General features: G+C 60.8%; 13 protein-coding genes. 2 read left to right on the top strand and 11 right to left on the bottom strand.

Features of this window, described 5'->3' with window-relative positions:
- Positions 1-163 precede the first annotated feature (163 nt).
- A complete protein-coding gene (locus GIV35_RS07830) occupies positions 164-826 on the top strand; it encodes a response regulator transcription factor (RefSeq protein ID WP_034128635.1) in 663 nt (220 codons plus the stop codon).
- Here the strand turns inward: GIV35_RS07830 and GIV35_RS07825 are convergent.
- From GIV35_RS07825 to xerD, 6 genes are all read right to left on the bottom strand, one after another.
- A complete protein-coding gene (locus GIV35_RS07825) occupies positions 795-2,039 on the bottom strand; it encodes an EAL domain-containing response regulator (protein WP_223023344.1) in 1,245 nt (414 codons plus the stop codon). The two genes, GIV35_RS07830 and GIV35_RS07825, sit on opposite strands and share 32 nt — an antisense overlap.
- 225 nt (positions 2,040-2,264) lie before the next feature.
- Positions 2,265-5,837 carry a transporter substrate-binding domain-containing protein gene (locus tag GIV35_RS07820; protein WP_236265118.1) on the bottom strand — a complete coding sequence of 1,191 codons (3,573 nt, stop codon included), beginning with the start codon at positions 5,835-5,837 and terminating at the stop codon, positions 2,265-2,267.
- 221 nt (positions 5,838-6,058) lie between these two features.
- A complete protein-coding gene (gene thrC / locus GIV35_RS07815) occupies positions 6,059-7,468 on the bottom strand; it encodes a threonine synthase (protein ID WP_003193958.1) in 1,410 nt (469 codons plus the stop codon).
- A 67-nt stretch (positions 7,469-7,535) separates the two neighbouring features.
- Positions 7,536-8,840 (bottom strand): homoserine dehydrogenase, encoded by a 1,305-nt coding sequence (locus GIV35_RS07810; RefSeq protein ID WP_105228302.1) that lies wholly within the window; start codon positions 8,838-8,840, stop codon positions 7,536-7,538.
- A gap of 128 nt (positions 8,841-8,968) precedes the next feature.
- A complete protein-coding gene (locus tag GIV35_RS07805) occupies positions 8,969-9,700 on the bottom strand; it encodes a thioredoxin fold domain-containing protein (RefSeq protein ID WP_005791088.1) in 732 nt (243 codons plus the stop codon).
- A gap of 148 nt (positions 9,701-9,848) precedes the next feature.
- Positions 9,849-10,745, bottom strand: a complete 897-nt coding sequence (xerD, locus tag GIV35_RS07800; protein ID WP_105228304.1) for a site-specific tyrosine recombinase XerD — start codon at positions 10,743-10,745, stop codon at positions 9,849-9,851.
- 107 nt (positions 10,746-10,852) lie between these two features.
- Between xerD and GIV35_RS07795 the strand changes: the two genes are divergently transcribed.
- Entirely contained in the window at positions 10,853-12,661 is a 1,809-nt protein-coding gene (locus tag GIV35_RS07795) for a cation:proton antiporter (protein WP_223023347.1), read from the top strand.
- Here GIV35_RS07795 and GIV35_RS07790 read toward each other — a convergent pair whose 3' ends face one another.
- The 5 genes from GIV35_RS07790 to rpsP all read right to left on the bottom strand — a co-directional run bounded on the left by GIV35_RS07790 (position 12,662) and on the right by rpsP (position 15,102).
- Positions 12,662-13,075, bottom strand: coding sequence for an acyl-CoA thioesterase (locus GIV35_RS07790; protein ID WP_236265116.1), 414 nt, complete (start codon positions 13,073-13,075; stop codon positions 12,662-12,664). It abuts the gene before it with no gap.
- A gap of 82 nt (positions 13,076-13,157) precedes the next feature.
- On the bottom strand, positions 13,158-13,508 hold the full coding sequence (gene rplS / locus GIV35_RS07785) for a 50S ribosomal protein L19 (RefSeq protein WP_003175895.1): 351 nt from the start codon (positions 13,506-13,508) through the stop codon (positions 13,158-13,160).
- 45 nt (positions 13,509-13,553) lie between these two features.
- Positions 13,554-14,327 carry a tRNA (guanosine(37)-N1)-methyltransferase TrmD gene (gene trmD, locus GIV35_RS07780; protein ID WP_153475158.1) on the bottom strand — a complete coding sequence of 258 codons (774 nt, stop codon included), beginning with the start codon at positions 14,325-14,327 and terminating at the stop codon, positions 13,554-13,556.
- Positions 14,309-14,845, bottom strand: a complete 537-nt coding sequence (gene rimM / locus GIV35_RS07775) for a ribosome maturation factor RimM (protein ID WP_236265115.1) — start codon at positions 14,843-14,845, stop codon at positions 14,309-14,311. Before rimM ends, trmD begins: the two co-directional genes overlap by 19 nt.
- 5 nt (positions 14,846-14,850) lie before the next feature.
- On the bottom strand, positions 14,851-15,102 hold the full coding sequence (gene rpsP / locus GIV35_RS07770) for a 30S ribosomal protein S16 (RefSeq protein ID WP_003175899.1): 252 nt from the start codon (positions 15,100-15,102) through the stop codon (positions 14,851-14,853).
- Positions 15,103-15,295: the final 193 nt, after the last annotated feature.

Genomic DNA, 15,295 nt, shown 5'->3' with positions numbered 1-15,295 from the left:
ATGTCACGAAGAGGCTGACATTCAAGTGACCCGTGCTCAAAGCAGAAAGTTCTACCTTTTGTGTAATCCACTGCTTGAGGAAAACGAGCATGCACGGAAAAGATGACAGAGAAAAAACAACGGCGCACAGGCTAGAATCCCTCGATTGTCCCGGGAGCCTGCCTTGAGAGCTGCGTCTGAACCGCCCTTGCGTATCGTGATTGCCGACGATCACCCGATTTTCCTGATTGGCCTGCGCGCCGTGCTCGAACGTGACCCGCACATCAGCATCGTCGGCGAGGCCAATTCCCCCCAGGCCCTCAGTGCGTTGTTGCAACACTGTGCCTGCGATGTGGTGGTGACCGACTTCATGATGCCCGTCGAGCCCCAGGCCGACGGGCTGCGCTTGATCGAGCAACTGCGCCGGCACTATCCGCACCTGCCCATTGTGGTGGTGACCATGCTCAACAATGCCGGGTTGTTTCATTCCATCCTGGCATTGGGTGTGATGGGCCTGCTGAGCAAGGCCAGCCTGGCCGATGAGCTGCCCCAGGCGATCCGCCAGGTGCGCCAGCAACGCACCTATGTGGCCCAGACCATCCGCCAGGCGCTGAGCCTGGCCGGAGAAGTCGGCGCTGATCGCCTGCATTCCCAGGAGCACCTGTCACCCCGGGAGCTGGAGGTGATTCGCCTGTTGGCCAGTGGTATGACGGTGGGCGAGATCGCCGCGCACCTGCATCGCAGCAAGCAGACCGTCAGCGCGCAAAAAGTCAGCGCCATGCGCAAGCTGGGGCTGGCCAACGATGCCGCCCTGTTTATTTACGTGCAGGAACACGGGCTGGCCTAGCCTGGAACGCGATCCATTGCTTGAGCGCCGCGGCGTCCATCGGCCGGGCGATAAAGCAGCCTTGCAGCCACGCCGCGCCCAGTTCGCCCACAGCGTGATAGTCGGCGGCGGTTTCCACGCCGGTGACCACCACGGCAACGTCCAGGCGCGCCGCCATGCTCATGGCGCCCGCCACCACCGCCGCCTTGCGGTCATCATTGGCCATCCCACAGGCAAACGCCGGGGGAATTTTCAGCTCGGTAAAAGGCAGTTCCAGCAAATGCTGCAGGCTGGTGCCGCCCATGCCGAAGTCGCCGATGGACAACTGGCAACCCAACATACGCAAGCGCAGCAAGCCGGTGACATGGGCGCTGTCGGTTTTCAAGGTCGAGGTTTCCACCAGCTCCAGCGTCAGGCTATGGGCGGGTACACCGTGCAACTGCAGCAGACCTTGCAGCACCTGGGGAAAGTGCTCGCGCTCCAGCATGCGCCCGGGGATGTTCACGGCCACTGGCAGCACCTGGCCGCTTTCGCCCATCACCTGGTTCGCCAGGCCAAGCGCCTGCTCCAGCACATGCCAGGTAAACGCCTCTTCCATGCCGGCAAACTCCAGCACCGGCAGGAACTCCTCAGGCAGCAACAGCTCACCGTCCGGCAACTGCCAACGCGCCAGCGCCTCCACCCCTTGCAACACACCGGCCTGACTGACGATGGGCTGGTACCAGACCCTGCCACAGGCTGCGATAGTTGCCTGGCTGACATCCGCCGAGGGCGGCAGTTGTTCCCGCTCGCTCAAGCTCAGCAGTTGACGGGCGCGCTCCCAGGACAACATCGGTGGCCCTGGGCGAAAATGTACCTGGCAGTCGCTCAGTAGTTGCCCGATCAACTTGGCCGAAGCCGGCTTGGGCAAACACGCCAAGACCTTGAGTCCCAATTGGCAGGCCATGTTCGCCACACCTTCCAGCACGTCGGGCTCGGCGTTGCTGAGCAGGATCAATACTTGGGCCAGGCGGCGTTCCGCCAACTCGCGGATCAATTCCAGGCCATCGCCCTGCTCCAGGTACAAATCGCAGATGGCGATATCCACCGGGCCTTTGCTGTCCAGAGACTGGCGGGCGGTTTCGACCGTTTCCGCGGCCCGTACATTGAACACGCCGTTGGCATTGAGCATCTGGTGCAGGGCCATCAGTTGAAACGGGTTGTCTTCGAGGATCAGGACGTTCAGGGATCGCATGGGTAAGGATGTCGCTACAGGGAAAGTCCTGCACAGTAGCCACATGCTGTGGTGTACCCCATAGGACGTGTCCTAAAAGCTTGCTTAAATGTGGGAGGGGCAAGCGCAGCTCTCCTGTGGAAGCTGGCTTGCCTGCGAAGGCGGTGGGCCAGTTCAAGACAGCTCCCACAGGGGATCGTCGTTGCCTTGAGCATTGCGTTCGCTTAGCTGATCGGCATTAAGGTGTTACGCATCCAGGTAGGGTTGCAGGTCGCGACGAAACGCCTTGAGCACCTCGGACAAGCGCAGCCAGGGTTCTTCAAGCTCGGCGCCGCGCTGTTCACGGGCGCACTGCTCAAGGGCGACACAAGCCTTGGCCAGTGGCAGTGCGTCCACCAGCGAGCAAATGCCCTTGAGCCGGTGCAGCGATGCATTCAAGCGTGCCACGTCGCGCTCGGCCAGGGCACCCGCCAATACCTCGTGTTCGTGGTCCAGGCTCTTGGCCAGTTCGTGCAACATGCTCTGCAGCACCGGGCCATCGGCCTGGGTCATGGTGCGCAGGGCCTGGATATCGAACGAACGCCGGGGCGCCACGCGGGCCAGCACTTGGGTCCAGTGTTCCAGGGTCACCGGCTTGACCAGCAGTTCATCCATACCGGCGTCCTCGCAGCGGCGTTGTTCATCTTTCATGGCGTTCGCGGTGCAACCCACCAGCGCGCTACGAGGCCGTTGTTCCTCGGCTTCGAGGCGCCGAATCGCGGCACTCAAGGCATAGCCGGACATGCCGGGCATCTGGCAATCGGTCACCAGCACGTCAAAACGCTGCTCACGCCAGCGTTGCAACGCGGCCTCGGCCGACTCCAGGGCGACCACCTGGTGACCGAGGAACTGCAACTGCTGCGCCAGCACCAAGCGGTTGGCCGCCAAATCATCCACCACCAGTACCGACAGGCTACGCCCCGTCGGTGACAACGTCGCGGTGGGCGTTGCCGGCACATCATCGGTGCTGACCCGGTCCAGGCGCAGGTCAATGCACACCTCCGTCCCCTCGCCCACCACGCTGTCGAGGTGAATACTCCCGCCCATCAATTCCACCAGTTGCTTGCAGATACTCAGGCCCAGACCGGTGCCGCCGTGTTGCGCAGCGGTCAGGGCGCTCACTTGGGTAAACGGCTTGAACACCCGCGGCTGTTGCTCGGCGCTGATGCCCGGGCCGCTGTCCTTGACGCACAGGTGCAGGTATTCGCTATCGGTCTCATCCCGTTGGCAGGTCACGCTGAGGTGAACCCCGCCCCGCTCGGTAAATTTGAGCGCATTGCCCAACAGGTTGTGCATCACCTGGCGTAACCGCAGCGGGTCGAACCAGTAATAACCCTGAGCAGCCGGATCAAACGCCAGGGTCAGATGCAGGCCCTTCTTTTGCGCCGTGGCTTCGAACAGGCTCTGGATACCCTCGAAAAAGCGCTTCAACTCAGTGGTCTGTGGCGCCAGCTGCAGGTGGCCGGCTTCGATCTTGGCCAAGTCCAGGCTGTCGCCCATCAGCGCAATCAGCTCGCGCGCCGAACGATGGGCCACCTGCAGCGCCTCGGAAACCGGCTGGCCGCTTGCCAGACAACGCTCTTGCTCCAGTTCGAGCAAGCCAATGATGGCAGTCATGGGAGTGCGAATCTCGTGGCTCAAGGCCGAGAGAAATGCACTTTTGGCGTAGTTCGCTTCGTCGGCGGCCTGGCGAGCGTCCATCAACTGGCGCTCCAGGTCTTTGCGTTCGTTGATATCGATCCAACCGCCCAACAATCCCTGCAGACGGCCCTGGGCATCAAAAAAAGGCACGGTCCACTGGTAGACGTGATAACTGCCGCCGTTGAGCTCCAATTGCCGGTCGACAAACAACGGCTGCTGCGTGGCCAATTGCTCCATGTGGCCTTCGTGCAGCCGCGCCGCTGTGGCGTCGGGCACGACCTTGCTCTCCATCAGCGTCAGGCCCTGGATCAGCTCCAGCCGGGTCGCCAATTGCTGTTCATAACTTTTATTGCAGGTCACCAGGCGCCCGTCCAGGTCGCGGACGAACAGCGGGTTGGGCATGCCGTCGAGCAGTGCGCGCTTGAACGCCAACTGGTCATTGAGCCGTTGCTCGGCCTCCAGCCGTTGGTGAATCTGGCGCTTGAGCCGGCTGTTCCACACCAGCGACACCAACACAAACAGCAGCGCCGTGGCCACCGTCCAATAGGCCCATGGCGGTACCCGTTGCCAGGCCGGCAGCGGAATCGCCACGGCACCGATCCAACGCAAGCGCAAGGCACTCAACTCAGCCACCGGCAGCGCCTCCAGGGCTTTATTCAGAATGCTCAGCAGCTCAGGCTGGTCCTTGCGCACCGACAGGCAGTTGGACGACCACTTGCCATCGACACTGCGTCCGATACGCAGGCCATCTTCCGGGTAACTCTGCACTTCCACTTCAGTTTGAATGGTAGCGGCCGCCTCGCCCCGTCGTACCAGCTCACGGGCCTGGTTGTAATTGTCCACCAGGCGCAACGTGATGTTCGGATGCGCATGGCGAATATCATTTTCCAATACATGACGTGCCGGCAGCGCCAGCACCTTGCCGTCCAACTGCTTCAAGCCGGTGAGCGGCGCGGCGTCGGCACGCTCGACAAACACCCAGCCGGACCCGCCATACCCATGGCTGAAGTTGAGCACTGTGCTGCGCTCGCGGTTAACGGCCAGGGTCGTGTTCATCTGCGCCCTACCTGTTTCCAGCCATTCCAGGGTTTGCGCGGTGGAGTGCACCTCTTCAAAGACAAATTGCAAACCGGTCATGCGCGTGATGCGATGCAACAAATCCACATTCAAGCCAACCCAGTGACCCTCCTTATCCTTGAATATGTAGGGAGACATCTGCTGGGCCACCACCACGACATGGGGATGCTCGCGCACCCAGGCCTGTTCCGACGCCGACAACGCAATGCGCTCACCACTGATACCGACGCCGAGCCCGGTGGTCCAGCGCGCGAGGATTTCGCGCTGCACCGACTCGTCGAGGCTTGCCAGCGCGCGATTCATCATGGCCCCCAACAACGGATCGGCCTGGCGGGTGGCGAAGGCAAAACCAATGGGCGCCAGCCGGCTCTGCTCCTTGATCTGCAACCCCAGGTAAGGCCGCAGCGACTTATAGGCGCGCACAATCACTTCGTTGCCGATAAACGCATCGACGTCACCTTGCTTCAAGGCTTCGAGGCCGCTGTAGAGGTTGGGGGCGAGCATGATGTGGCTGTCGGGATACGCCGCGTGAACCTTCTGCACGTTGGCGTAGCCGTCGAGCAACACCAGCTTCTTGCCGGCCAGATCGTCGCCTTGGGTATCGTCGCGACGCAGCACCACCACCGAGCGGTCGGGCATGTAGTCCGGGGTGAATTGCAGGCCAGGTACGTCACGCTCGTAACCATTGGCACTGGTGAGTATGTCGATGGTGCCGTTGCGCAGCGCTTCGACCGCCTGGGCGCGCTCGGAAAAGCCCAGCACTTGCATGGGCACACCCAGCCGCGCGCCAACCAGGCTCAAATAATCGGCGCTGATGCCCTGGTAGCGATTGCGGTCGCGGGTGATATCGATCGGCTGGTAGTCATCTATCGAGATGCCCACCTTCAGTGTCCGATGCGCCGCCAACCACTGCTGCTCCGTTGGCGCCAGCGGCATAGGTTCAAGCGGGATAAACGCCGGCACCAGTTTGAACGGCAGGCTGACGGCGGCCAGGCTCATGGGCACCTGGATAAGCCACAACAGGCACACCAGCTTCAACGTCCATTGGATCAAAACCTGCACCGGTTGGGTTTCCTTGATTGGGCGACTGGGCAAGTATGGCTCGCCAGAATGAAAAAGCCCGTCACGAGGACGGGCTTGGCCGACTGCAAAAAAAGCTGAATGCATACCTGTAGCAGCCTGATATCCGCCTCATGGTCAGCGGGTGAGTTAGCTGAATGTGGGAGCCGGGCCTGCATCGCAGGCAAGCCAGCTCCCACACAAACCCGCTACCCCATTCTTGATTAGAGCGGCTTGCCCCGATTGCCATGCTGGCTGACGAACGCCTGCACCGCCTTCAGGTCGTTGGCCAACACGGTGCAGCGCTCTTCGCGCTCGAACAGGTCGGTCAAATGCTCCGGCAACTCCAGGGCCTTGCCAATGCCGGCTTTCTCGACCGCTTCCGGGAACTTGACCGGGTGCGCGGTACCGAGGATCACCATTGGAATATCCAGGCTGCGGCGGCATTCGCGGGCGGCTTTCACGCCGATAGCCGTGTGCGGGTCGAGCACTTCGCCGGTCTCGGCATAGACCTGCGCGATGGTTTCGCAGGTCTGCGCATCGTCCACGGCCAGGGAATCGAACAGCTTGCGGGTTTCGGTCCAGCGCTCTTGCTCGACGCTGAAACCGCCACCTTGCTTGAAGCTGTTCATCAGCTCGGCCAGGGCTGCGCCGTTGCGACCGTGCATGTCGAACAGCAGGCGCTCGAAGTTCGACGACACCATGATGTCCATGGACGGCGACAGCGTGGCATGCAGGGTTTCCTTCACATACTGGTTGCCGCTCATGAAGCGATGCAGGATGTCGTTGCGGTTGGTGGCGACGATCAACTGGTTGATCGGCAGGCCCATGTTGCGCGCCAGGTAACCGGCAAAAATATCGCCGAAGTTGCCGGTAGGCACCGAGAACGACACCGAGCGCGCCGGGCCACCCAACTGCAGCGAAGCGTGGAAGTAGTAGACGATCTGGGCCATGATCCGCGCCCAGTTGATCGAGTTGACCGCCACCAGGCGCGTGCCCTTGAGGAAGCTCTGGTCAGCGAAGCTGTTCTTGACCATTTCCTGGCAGTCATCGAAGTTGCCTTCGATGGCGATGTTGTGGATGTTCTCACCGAAGATGGTGGTCATCTGGCGACGTTGCACTTCCGACACGCGCTTGTGCGGGTGCAGGATGAAGATGTCGACGTTTTCGCAGTGCTTGCACCCTTCGATGGCCGCCGAGCCGGTATCGCCGGAGGTAGCACCGATGATCACCACGCGCTCGCCACGTTTTTCCAGCACGTAGTCGAGCAGGCGACCGAGCAGTTGCAGGGCGAAGTCCTTGAACGCCAGAGTCGGGCCGTGGAACAGCTCCAGTACCCACTCATTGCCGTTCAGTTGGCGCAGGGGCGCGATGGCGTTGTGGGAAAACACGCCATAGGTTTCTTCCAGAATCTTCTTGAAGTCCGCATCCGGAATGCTGCCGGTGACGAACGGGCGCATCACTCGGAAAGCCAGTTCGTGATACGGCAGGCCGGCCCAGGAGGCGATTTCTTCCTGGGTGAAGCGTGGCAGGTTTTCCGGCACATACAGGCCGCCGTCGGTGGCAAGGCCTGCCAGCAGAACGTCTTCGAAATTCAGGGCCGGTGCCTGGCCGCGGGTGCTGATGTAACGCATGACTGGCTCCTCTAAAACATTCTCGAACAGGGGCCGCCGAATGGACGGGGCCCCTGGAACAAATCGGTTAGTTCAAGTGTTCGACGCGAATGCGCACCACCGGGCCGACCACGCCTTGCAGGGCTTCGAGGGCATGGATGGCATCGTTGATGTGCTGTTCGAGCACGCGGTGGGTCAGCAGGATCATCGGCACCTGGCCGTTTTGCTCCTCGACTTCCTTCTGCATGATCGATTCGATGTTGATACCGCGCTCCGACAGGATGCTGGCTACCTGGGCCAATACGCCTGGATGGTCCTGGGCCTGGATGCGCAGGTAGTAGGCACTTTCGCAGGCTTCGATCGGCAGGATCGGGTGGGCCGACAGCGAGTCCGGCTGGAAGGCCAGGTGCGGCACGCGGTTTTCCGGGTCGCTGGTCATGGCGCGAACCACGTCCACCAGGTCGGCGATCACCGACGACGCGGTCGGCTCCATGCCGGCACCGGCGCCGTAGAACAAGGTGGAACCGGCGGCGTCGCCGTTGACCATCACCGCGTTCATCACGCCATTGACGTTGGCGATCAGGCGGTCGGCCGGGATCAGCGTCGGGTGAACCCGCAACTCGATGCCCGCCGAGGTGCTGCGCGCCACGCCCAGGTGCTTGATACGGTAGCCCAGGGCTTCGGCGTAGTTGACGTCGGCGGTGGTCAGCTTGGTGATGCCTTCGGTGTAAGCCTTGTCGAACTGCAGCGGGATACCGAAGGCTATGGACGCCAGGATGGTCAGCTTGTGAGCCGCGTCGATGCCTTCCACGTCGAACGTCGGGTCGGCTTCGGCGTAACCCAGGGCCTGGGCTTCGGCCAGCACGTCTTCGAAGGTACGGCCCTTCTCGCGCATTTCGGTGAGGATGAAGTTACCGGTGCCGTTGATGATGCCGGCTACCCAGTTGATGCGGTTGGCGGACAGGCCTTCACGGATCGCCTTGATCACCGGGATACCACCGGCCACCGCGGCTTCGAACGCCACGATCACGCCCTTCTCGCGGGCCTTGGCGAAGATCTCGTTGCCGTGCACGGCGATGAGCGCCTTGTTGGCGGTGACCACGTGCTTGCCGTTCTCGATGGCCTTGAGCACCAGCTCGCGGGCCACGGTGTAGCCGCCTACCAGCTCGATAACGATATCGATCTCAGGGTTGGTGGCCACGGCGAACACATCGTTGGTAATCGCAATACCGGTCGTTTCGAACTGGGGCTTTGGCGAACGCGTGGCAATCTGCGCCACTTCAATCCCGCGACCTGCGCGGCGGGAAATTTCTTCAGCGTTACGCTGAAGTACGTTGAAGGTACCGCCACCGACGGTCCCTAACCCACAGATGCCTACTTTGACCGGTTTCACTGAAGAACTCCCCATGAAACGGCCGACGCTAGGTCGGCCGTGAAAACAGCCGCACAACTGCGGCTCTCAATTAATGACTCGCCGACGGTTCGGCGGGCCATGATCGTCAAAGGCTCAACGATAAATGCTTACTTGGCACCCAGTGCCAGTTTGGCAACTTGCGGCGCCGGCTGGTAGCCCGGAATCACCTGGCCGTCGGCCAAAACGATGGCCGGCGTACCGTTCACACCAATGGACTGGCCCAGGGCGAACTGCTTGGAAACCGGGTTGGCGCATTTGGCCGATTTGATTTCCTTGCCGTCGACCATCTTGTCCATGGCCGCTTTCTTGTCGGCCGAGCACCACACCGCCTGCAACTGCTCGTCACCCGGCGAACCCAGGCCCTGGCGCGGGAAAGCGACGTAGCGCACTTCCACGCCCAACTTGTTCAGTGCCGGGATTTCAGCGTGCAGCTTGTGGCAGTACGGGCACGTGGTGTCGGTGAACACGGTGATATGGGTCTTGGTTTCGCCAATGGCGGGGTAAACCACGGTTTCAGCCACCGGGATGCCGTTGATCAGCTTCGACACGCCCAGGCGCTCGGCCTTCTCGGTCAGGTTGACCGGCTTGCCATCCTTGAGCTGGAACAGGTAGCCCTGGACGATGTACTGGCCATCGGCACTGGCGTACAGCACGCGGCTACCCTTGAGCTTGACTTCATACAGGCCGGCCATGGGGCTGGCGCTGATGCTTTCGATCGGGGTGTCGAGCGCCAGGTTGGCCAGGCTCTTGCGAATGGTCTGCTCGGCCGCATCATCGGCGACCGCAAAGGTGGAAACCAACGCAATGGCTGCGGCGGCAATAATCTGGGTCAAGCGCATGGGAACTCCTGAAGGCAGAGGCAGGGACGGGAGCAGAATACTGATCTGGAACACAACGGGTGCCGTCCCCTTCGCGAACCGGCAAAGCCTACCACAGTTGGGCGGGAGGGCAGACCGCGACAGCTAAAATGGGCCATTTCTGACGGTTTTATCCGCGCGGGTGGTGCTTGGCGTGCATGTCCTGCAAACGTGCGCGTGCCACATGGGTGTAGATCTGGGTTGTGGATAAGTCGCTGTGCCCAAGCAGCATTTGCACTACGCGCAAATCCGCACCGTGGTTGAGCAAGTGGGTGGCGAACGCATGGCGCAAGGTGTGGGGTGACAGCGCTTTGCCGATCCCGGCCACTTTGGCCTGGTGCTTGATGCGGTGCCAGAAGGTCTGGCGGGTCATCTGCTCGCCGCGCTGGCTGGGGAACAGCACGTCGCTGGGGCGCCCACCCAGCAGTTCGTGGCGCGCATCGCGCATGTAGCGCTCGACCCACACAATCGCCTCCTCGCCCATCGGCACCAGCCGCTCCTTGCTGCCCTTGCCCATCACGCGCAACACGCCTTGGCGCAGGTTGACCTGTTCCAGGGTCAGGCTGATCAGTTCGGTGACGCGCAGGCCGCAGGCATACAGCACCTCCAGCATGGCACGGTCGCGCTGGCCGATGGCCTCGCTCAGGTCCGGGGCCGCGAGCAGGGCATCGACGTCGGCTTCCGACAAGGATTTGGGCAACGGCCTGCCGAGTTGCGGCATGTCGATTTGCAGGGTCGGGTCGACGGCAATGAGTTTTTCCCGCAGCAGGTAGCGATAAAAGCCACGCACGCCGGAGAGGAATCGGGCAGTGGAGCGCGGTTTGTAGTCCTGCTCCAGGCGCCAGGCCAGGTGATCGAGGATCAGCTCGCGCCCGGCATTGATCAGTTCGAGGTTTTTTTCCTGCAGCCAGCCGTTGAACAGCGCCAGGTCGCTGCGGTACGCCTGGCGTGTGTTGTCCGACAGGCCTTTTTCTAACCAGAGGGCGTCGAGGAAGCGGTCGATCAGGGGATGGTCAATGGCAGGCATGGGCACTCAAGCGACTTAGCACAAGGCAATACGCGTATTATTTAAGGAACTGTGACAAGAGCCATTAGTCTTTCATAGCCCGCTATTTCAAGGAACAGGAAGCTTTAATGAACGAACAACAGATTTTGTTGGCTTTTGGCGGCATTGGCGTGGCCGCACTCGGCTGCCAGTGGCTGGCCTGGCGCCTGAAACTGCCAGCGATTCTGTTTCTCCTGCTGAGCGGGATTCTGGCAGGGCCGATACTCGGATGGCTCGACCCGCAGGAAATGTTCGGCCCTCTGTTGATGCCATTGGTGTCGCTGGCAGTGGCGCTGATCCTGTTTGAGGGCAGCCTGACCCTGCACCTGTCGGAATGGAAGGAAATCGGCAGCGTCGTCCACCGGCTGGTCACCGTCGGCGCACTCTCGACCTGGGCGGTGATCACCCTGGCCACCCACTGGTTGCTGGGCTTCGACTGGATGCTGGCGCTGCTGTTCGGCACCCTGACACTGGTCACCGGCCCAACGGTGATTGTGCCCATGCTGCGTGTGGTACGCCCCAAAGCCTCCATCGCCAATATCCTGCGCTGGGAAGGCATCGTCATCGACCCGATTGGCGCACTGCTGGCGGTAGTGGTGTATAGCTTCATCATCGCCAGTGCGTCGGGCGATGGTTTGAGCCACAGCCTGCTGACCTTCGGCGGCGTCATCCTCTGCGGCAGCCTGTTCGGCATCGCCGGTGGTTGGGTACTGGGCCAGATCATGCGCCGCCAGTGGTTGCCGGAATACCTGCATAACCTGGCCACGCTGGCGGGCGTGCTGGGTATCTTCATCGCTTCCAACCAAGTGATGCATGAGTCCGGCCTGCTGGCGGTCACGCTGATGGGCATGTGGATGGCGAATATGAAGGGCGTGGATGTACGGCACATCCTGCACTTCAAGGAAAACCTCAGTGTGTTGCTGATTTCCGGGCTGTTCATCCTACTGGCGGCGCGCCTAGACCTGAACGCCATGATCGCCCTGGGCCCGTTCGTGTTGATCCTGCTGTTGATCATCCAATTCATTGCACGCCCGTTGAACGTGGCGCTTTCGACCTTTGGCTCGGGGTTGAACTGGCGCGAGCGCGCACTGCTGGCCTGGATCGCCCCACGGGGCATCGTGGCGGCGGCGGTGTCAGCGATCTTTGCGATCCGCCTGGATGAGGCTGGCCACGAAGGCGCGTTGTTGCTGGTGCCGCTGACCTTCGCGGTGATCATCGGCACCGTGGTGCTGCAAAGCGCCACGGCACGCCCCTTGGCCCGCCTGCTGAAAGTCGCCGAGCCGGCGCCCAGCGGCTTCCTGATCGTGGGTGCGAACGGCCCGGCGCGGGCACTCGGCAAGGCGTTGCAGCAATTGGGCAGCCGCGTGTTACTGACGGATTCCAGCTGGGAAAACATCCGCGCCAGTCGTATGGAAGGCTTGCCTACGTACTTCGGCAACCCGGCCTCCCAGCATGCCGAGTCCCATCTGGACCTGGTCGGCCTGGGGCATCTGCTCGCGCTCTCGCCTTCTGGCGAACTGAATGCCTTGGCCACCATGCGTTTTCGCCATGACTTCGGCCATCGCCTGTTCGCCCTGGCCAGCAGCCAGGAAAACCGCCGCACCGACAAACACAAGGCCAGCCACGAACATCGCGGGCACTTGCTGGGCAGCCAACCCTTGAGCTACACCAAGTTGGCCAGCCTGTTGGGCCAAGGCGCCGAGTTGTACAGCACCAGCCTCACCGACGGCTTTGGCTGGGAGCAGTACCAGGCGTTGCACGGGGAGCGCGCCACCTTGCTGTTTGCCCGGGACACCAGCGGCTGGGTGCACGTGGTCTCGCCCGAGAGCAATTTGAAGCCTGTAGCGGGCTGGACCTTGCTGGCGGTGATTCAACCGCAGGCCAGCATCGCCGAGTAATCAGTCAACAAAGTCAGGCAATACCGGGACAGGGCGTTTATCTGCGTCAATCGCGACGAAGCTGAACACGCCCTGGATCGCCTTTTCACGGCCATCAGCGCTCATGCTCTCGACGAACACTTCAACCTCGACCTTGAGGCTGGTGTTGCCGACCTTGATCACCCGACCGATCAGCTCAACGATAGAGCCGGCCGGGATCGCGTGGTTGAAGTCGATACGGTCGGTGGAGACCGTCACCAACGGCAAGCGACAGAAACGCGTGGCGGTGATGAACGACACTTCGTCCATCCATGCCAGGGCGGTGCCGCCGAACAGGGTGTTGTGGTGGTTGGTGGTGGGCGGGAACACGGCCTTGGTCACGTGCGTGACGGACAGGTCGGTACGGCGTTGGATTTCTTCGAGGCGGGTGGTCATGGGTCAATACCGGCAGATAGGCAAATTTCAGGCACAAAAAAGCAGCCCGTAGGCTGCTTTTTTCTGCATCGGGAAGCTGGACTTAAGCCAGTTTTTCCTTGATGCGAGCTGCTTTACCGGACAGGTCACGCAGGTAGTACAGCTTGGCTTTACGTACGTCACCGCGACGCTTGACGGCCATGCTGTCGATTTGCGGGCTGTAGGTCTGGAAAGTACGCTCTACGCCAACACCGTTGGAGATTTTACGAACAGTGAAAGCACTGTTCACACCACGGTTACGCTTGGCGATTACTACGCCTTCGAACGCTTGCAGACGCGAACGGTCGCCTTCCTTCACTTTCACCTGAACGACAATAGTGTCGCCCGGGGCAAAGGTAGGGATCTCTTTGGTCATCTGCTCTGCTTCGAGTGCAAGGATGATTTTGTTAGTCATGCTGTGCTCCTAAGGTAAGTCAATGGACCTACCATCGATACGTTGTTAACTATCGTCCCGCGCGAGGATGTATTCCTCGAGCAGCTTCTTCTCTTCTCCAGAAAGCGAGCGGCTTTCCAGAAGATCGGCGCGTCGTTCATAGGTCCGACCAAGGGACTGCTGTAAACGCCAACGCCGGATGTGTGCGTGATTGCCACTTAGCAATACGTCGGGAACACGCTGATCCACATACACCTCCGGACGGGTGTAGTGCGGGCAATCCAGCAAACCATCCGTGAAGGAATCTTCCTCCGCGGAGTCCGCATGCCCTAAAGCTCCGGGCAGCAGTCGTGTAACCGCATCTATCAGGACCATCGCCGGCAGCTCGCCGCCAGACAGGACATAGTCCCCAATCGACCACTCTTCATCGACATGAGCTTCAATAAAACGCTCGTCAATGCCTTCATAGCGACCGGCAATCAGGATCAAACTTTCCTCATTCGCCAGTTCGCGTACCGCCGCCTGTTTCAGCTGACGGCCTTGAGGGGACAGGTAAATTACCTTCGCCTTCTCCCCGGCGGCTGCCTTGGCCTGAACCAACGCGTCTTCCAGGGGCTTGATCTTCATCACCATGCCCGGGCCACCGCCAAATGGGCGATCGTCCACAGTGTGATGTCGATCCGTCGTGTAGTCTCGCGGGTTCCAACAGGTGAGCTGCAACAGCCCCTGTTTCACCGCCCGACTGGTGATGCCGTACTCGCTGATGGCGGAAAACATCTCGGGAAACAAACTGATCACTTCAATGCGCAAATTAGCCACGCTTAGAAGTCCGCGTCCCATTCCACCTTCATCTCGCCCGCTGCCAGGTCGACGGCCAACACGCATTGCTCGGTATAGGGCAATAGGCGTTCGCGATCATCCAGGCTGCCAGCGCAAGGCTTGACCACCATTACATCATTGGCGCCGGTTTCCAGAAGATGATCGATTTTCCCCAGCAATTGCCCGAGTTGATCAATAACCTTCAGACCTTCCAGCTGGTACCAGTAGTACTCGCCGTCGGTCAATTCAGGGAACAGGTTGCGCGGCACGCAGATCTCATAACCGGCCAGAAGACGAGCTTCTTCACGATCATCAAGACCCTTGAGCTTTGCGACCAGTAACTTGTCGCTCCCGCGTCCACTGACCAGCTCGACCTGTTTCACACTCCCTTCGCGCTTGAGCGTCCAGGTTTTGTACTGCAACAGGTTTTCAGTCGGATCAGTAAAGGAATACACCTTCACTTCGCCGCGAACGCCATGAACAGAGTAAATCTTGCCGATAACGATCAAATCATCAGCAACAGCTGGCGTCGCGTTCATATTGCTCAGGCTGCGGCCTTAGCCGAGTCCTTCAACAGTTTTGCAACGCGCTCGGATGGCTGTGCGCCAACGCTCAGCCAGTAGGCTACGCGCTCTTGGTTCACGGACAGACGAACTTCTTGACCACGAGCAACAGGGTTGAAGAAACCAACCTGTTCCTTGTGCGAACCGTCACGCGGGTTGCGGCTGTCGGTTACGGTCAAGTGGTAAAACGGGCGCTTTTTGGAGCCGCCAAGGGCAAGACGGATTGTTAGCATGTGAACATCGTTCCTGTAGTCGGTGCTGCAAATCTAAATGCACAGCGGGCATAGGTGCCCGAAAGGCCGCATATTCTAAGGAATATCCGGACTTTTGCAAATGTCTTTTTCTGGCGCCTATCAGCGTGCCATTCAGATCTGCTATAGAGCCGTCGGTTAAAACGGCGAGTCAGCGCCCGCCAACGGCGGGTTT

Source organism: Pseudomonas sp. PA-1-6B, assembly GCF_021609545.1.
In the GTDB taxonomy this organism is placed as follows: domain Bacteria; phylum Pseudomonadota; class Gammaproteobacteria; order Pseudomonadales; family Pseudomonadaceae; genus Aquipseudomonas; species Aquipseudomonas fluorescens_BV.
This window is presented reverse-complemented; position numbering and strand designations above follow the sequence as displayed.

Bases quoted from the DNA above. Each gene is read 5' to 3' on its own strand.
- GIV35_RS07825 (WP_223023344.1), bottom strand. From the start codon at position 2,039: ATGCGATCCCTGAACGTCCTGATCCTCGAAGACAACCCGTTTCAACTG.
- thrC (WP_003193958.1), bottom strand. From the start codon at position 7,468: ATGCGTTACATCAGCACCCGCGGCCAGGCACCGGCCCTGAATTTCGAA.
- GIV35_RS07805 (WP_005791088.1), bottom strand. From the start codon at position 9,700: ATGCGCTTGACCCAGATTATTGCCGCCGCAGCCATTGCGTTGGTTTCC.
- xerD (WP_105228304.1), bottom strand. From the start codon at position 10,745: ATGCCTGCCATTGACCATCCCCTGATCGACCGCTTCCTCGACGCCCTC.
- GIV35_RS07795 (WP_223023347.1), top strand. From the start codon at position 10,853: ATGAACGAACAACAGATTTTGTTGGCTTTTGGCGGCATTGGCGTGGCC.
- GIV35_RS07790 (WP_236265116.1), bottom strand. From the start codon at position 13,075: ATGACCACCCGCCTCGAAGAAATCCAACGCCGTACCGACCTGTCCGTC.
- rplS (WP_003175895.1), bottom strand. From the start codon at position 13,508: ATGACTAACAAAATCATCCTTGCACTCGAAGCAGAGCAGATGACCAAA.
- trmD (WP_153475158.1), bottom strand. From the start codon at position 14,327: ATGGGACGCGGACTTCTAAGCGTGGCTAATTTGCGCATTGAAGTGATC.
- rimM (WP_236265115.1), bottom strand. From the start codon at position 14,845: ATGAACGCGACGCCAGCTGTTGCTGATGATTTGATCGTTATCGGCAAG.
- rpsP (WP_003175899.1), bottom strand. From the start codon at position 15,102: ATGCTAACAATCCGTCTTGCCCTTGGCGGCTCCAAAAAGCGCCCGTTT.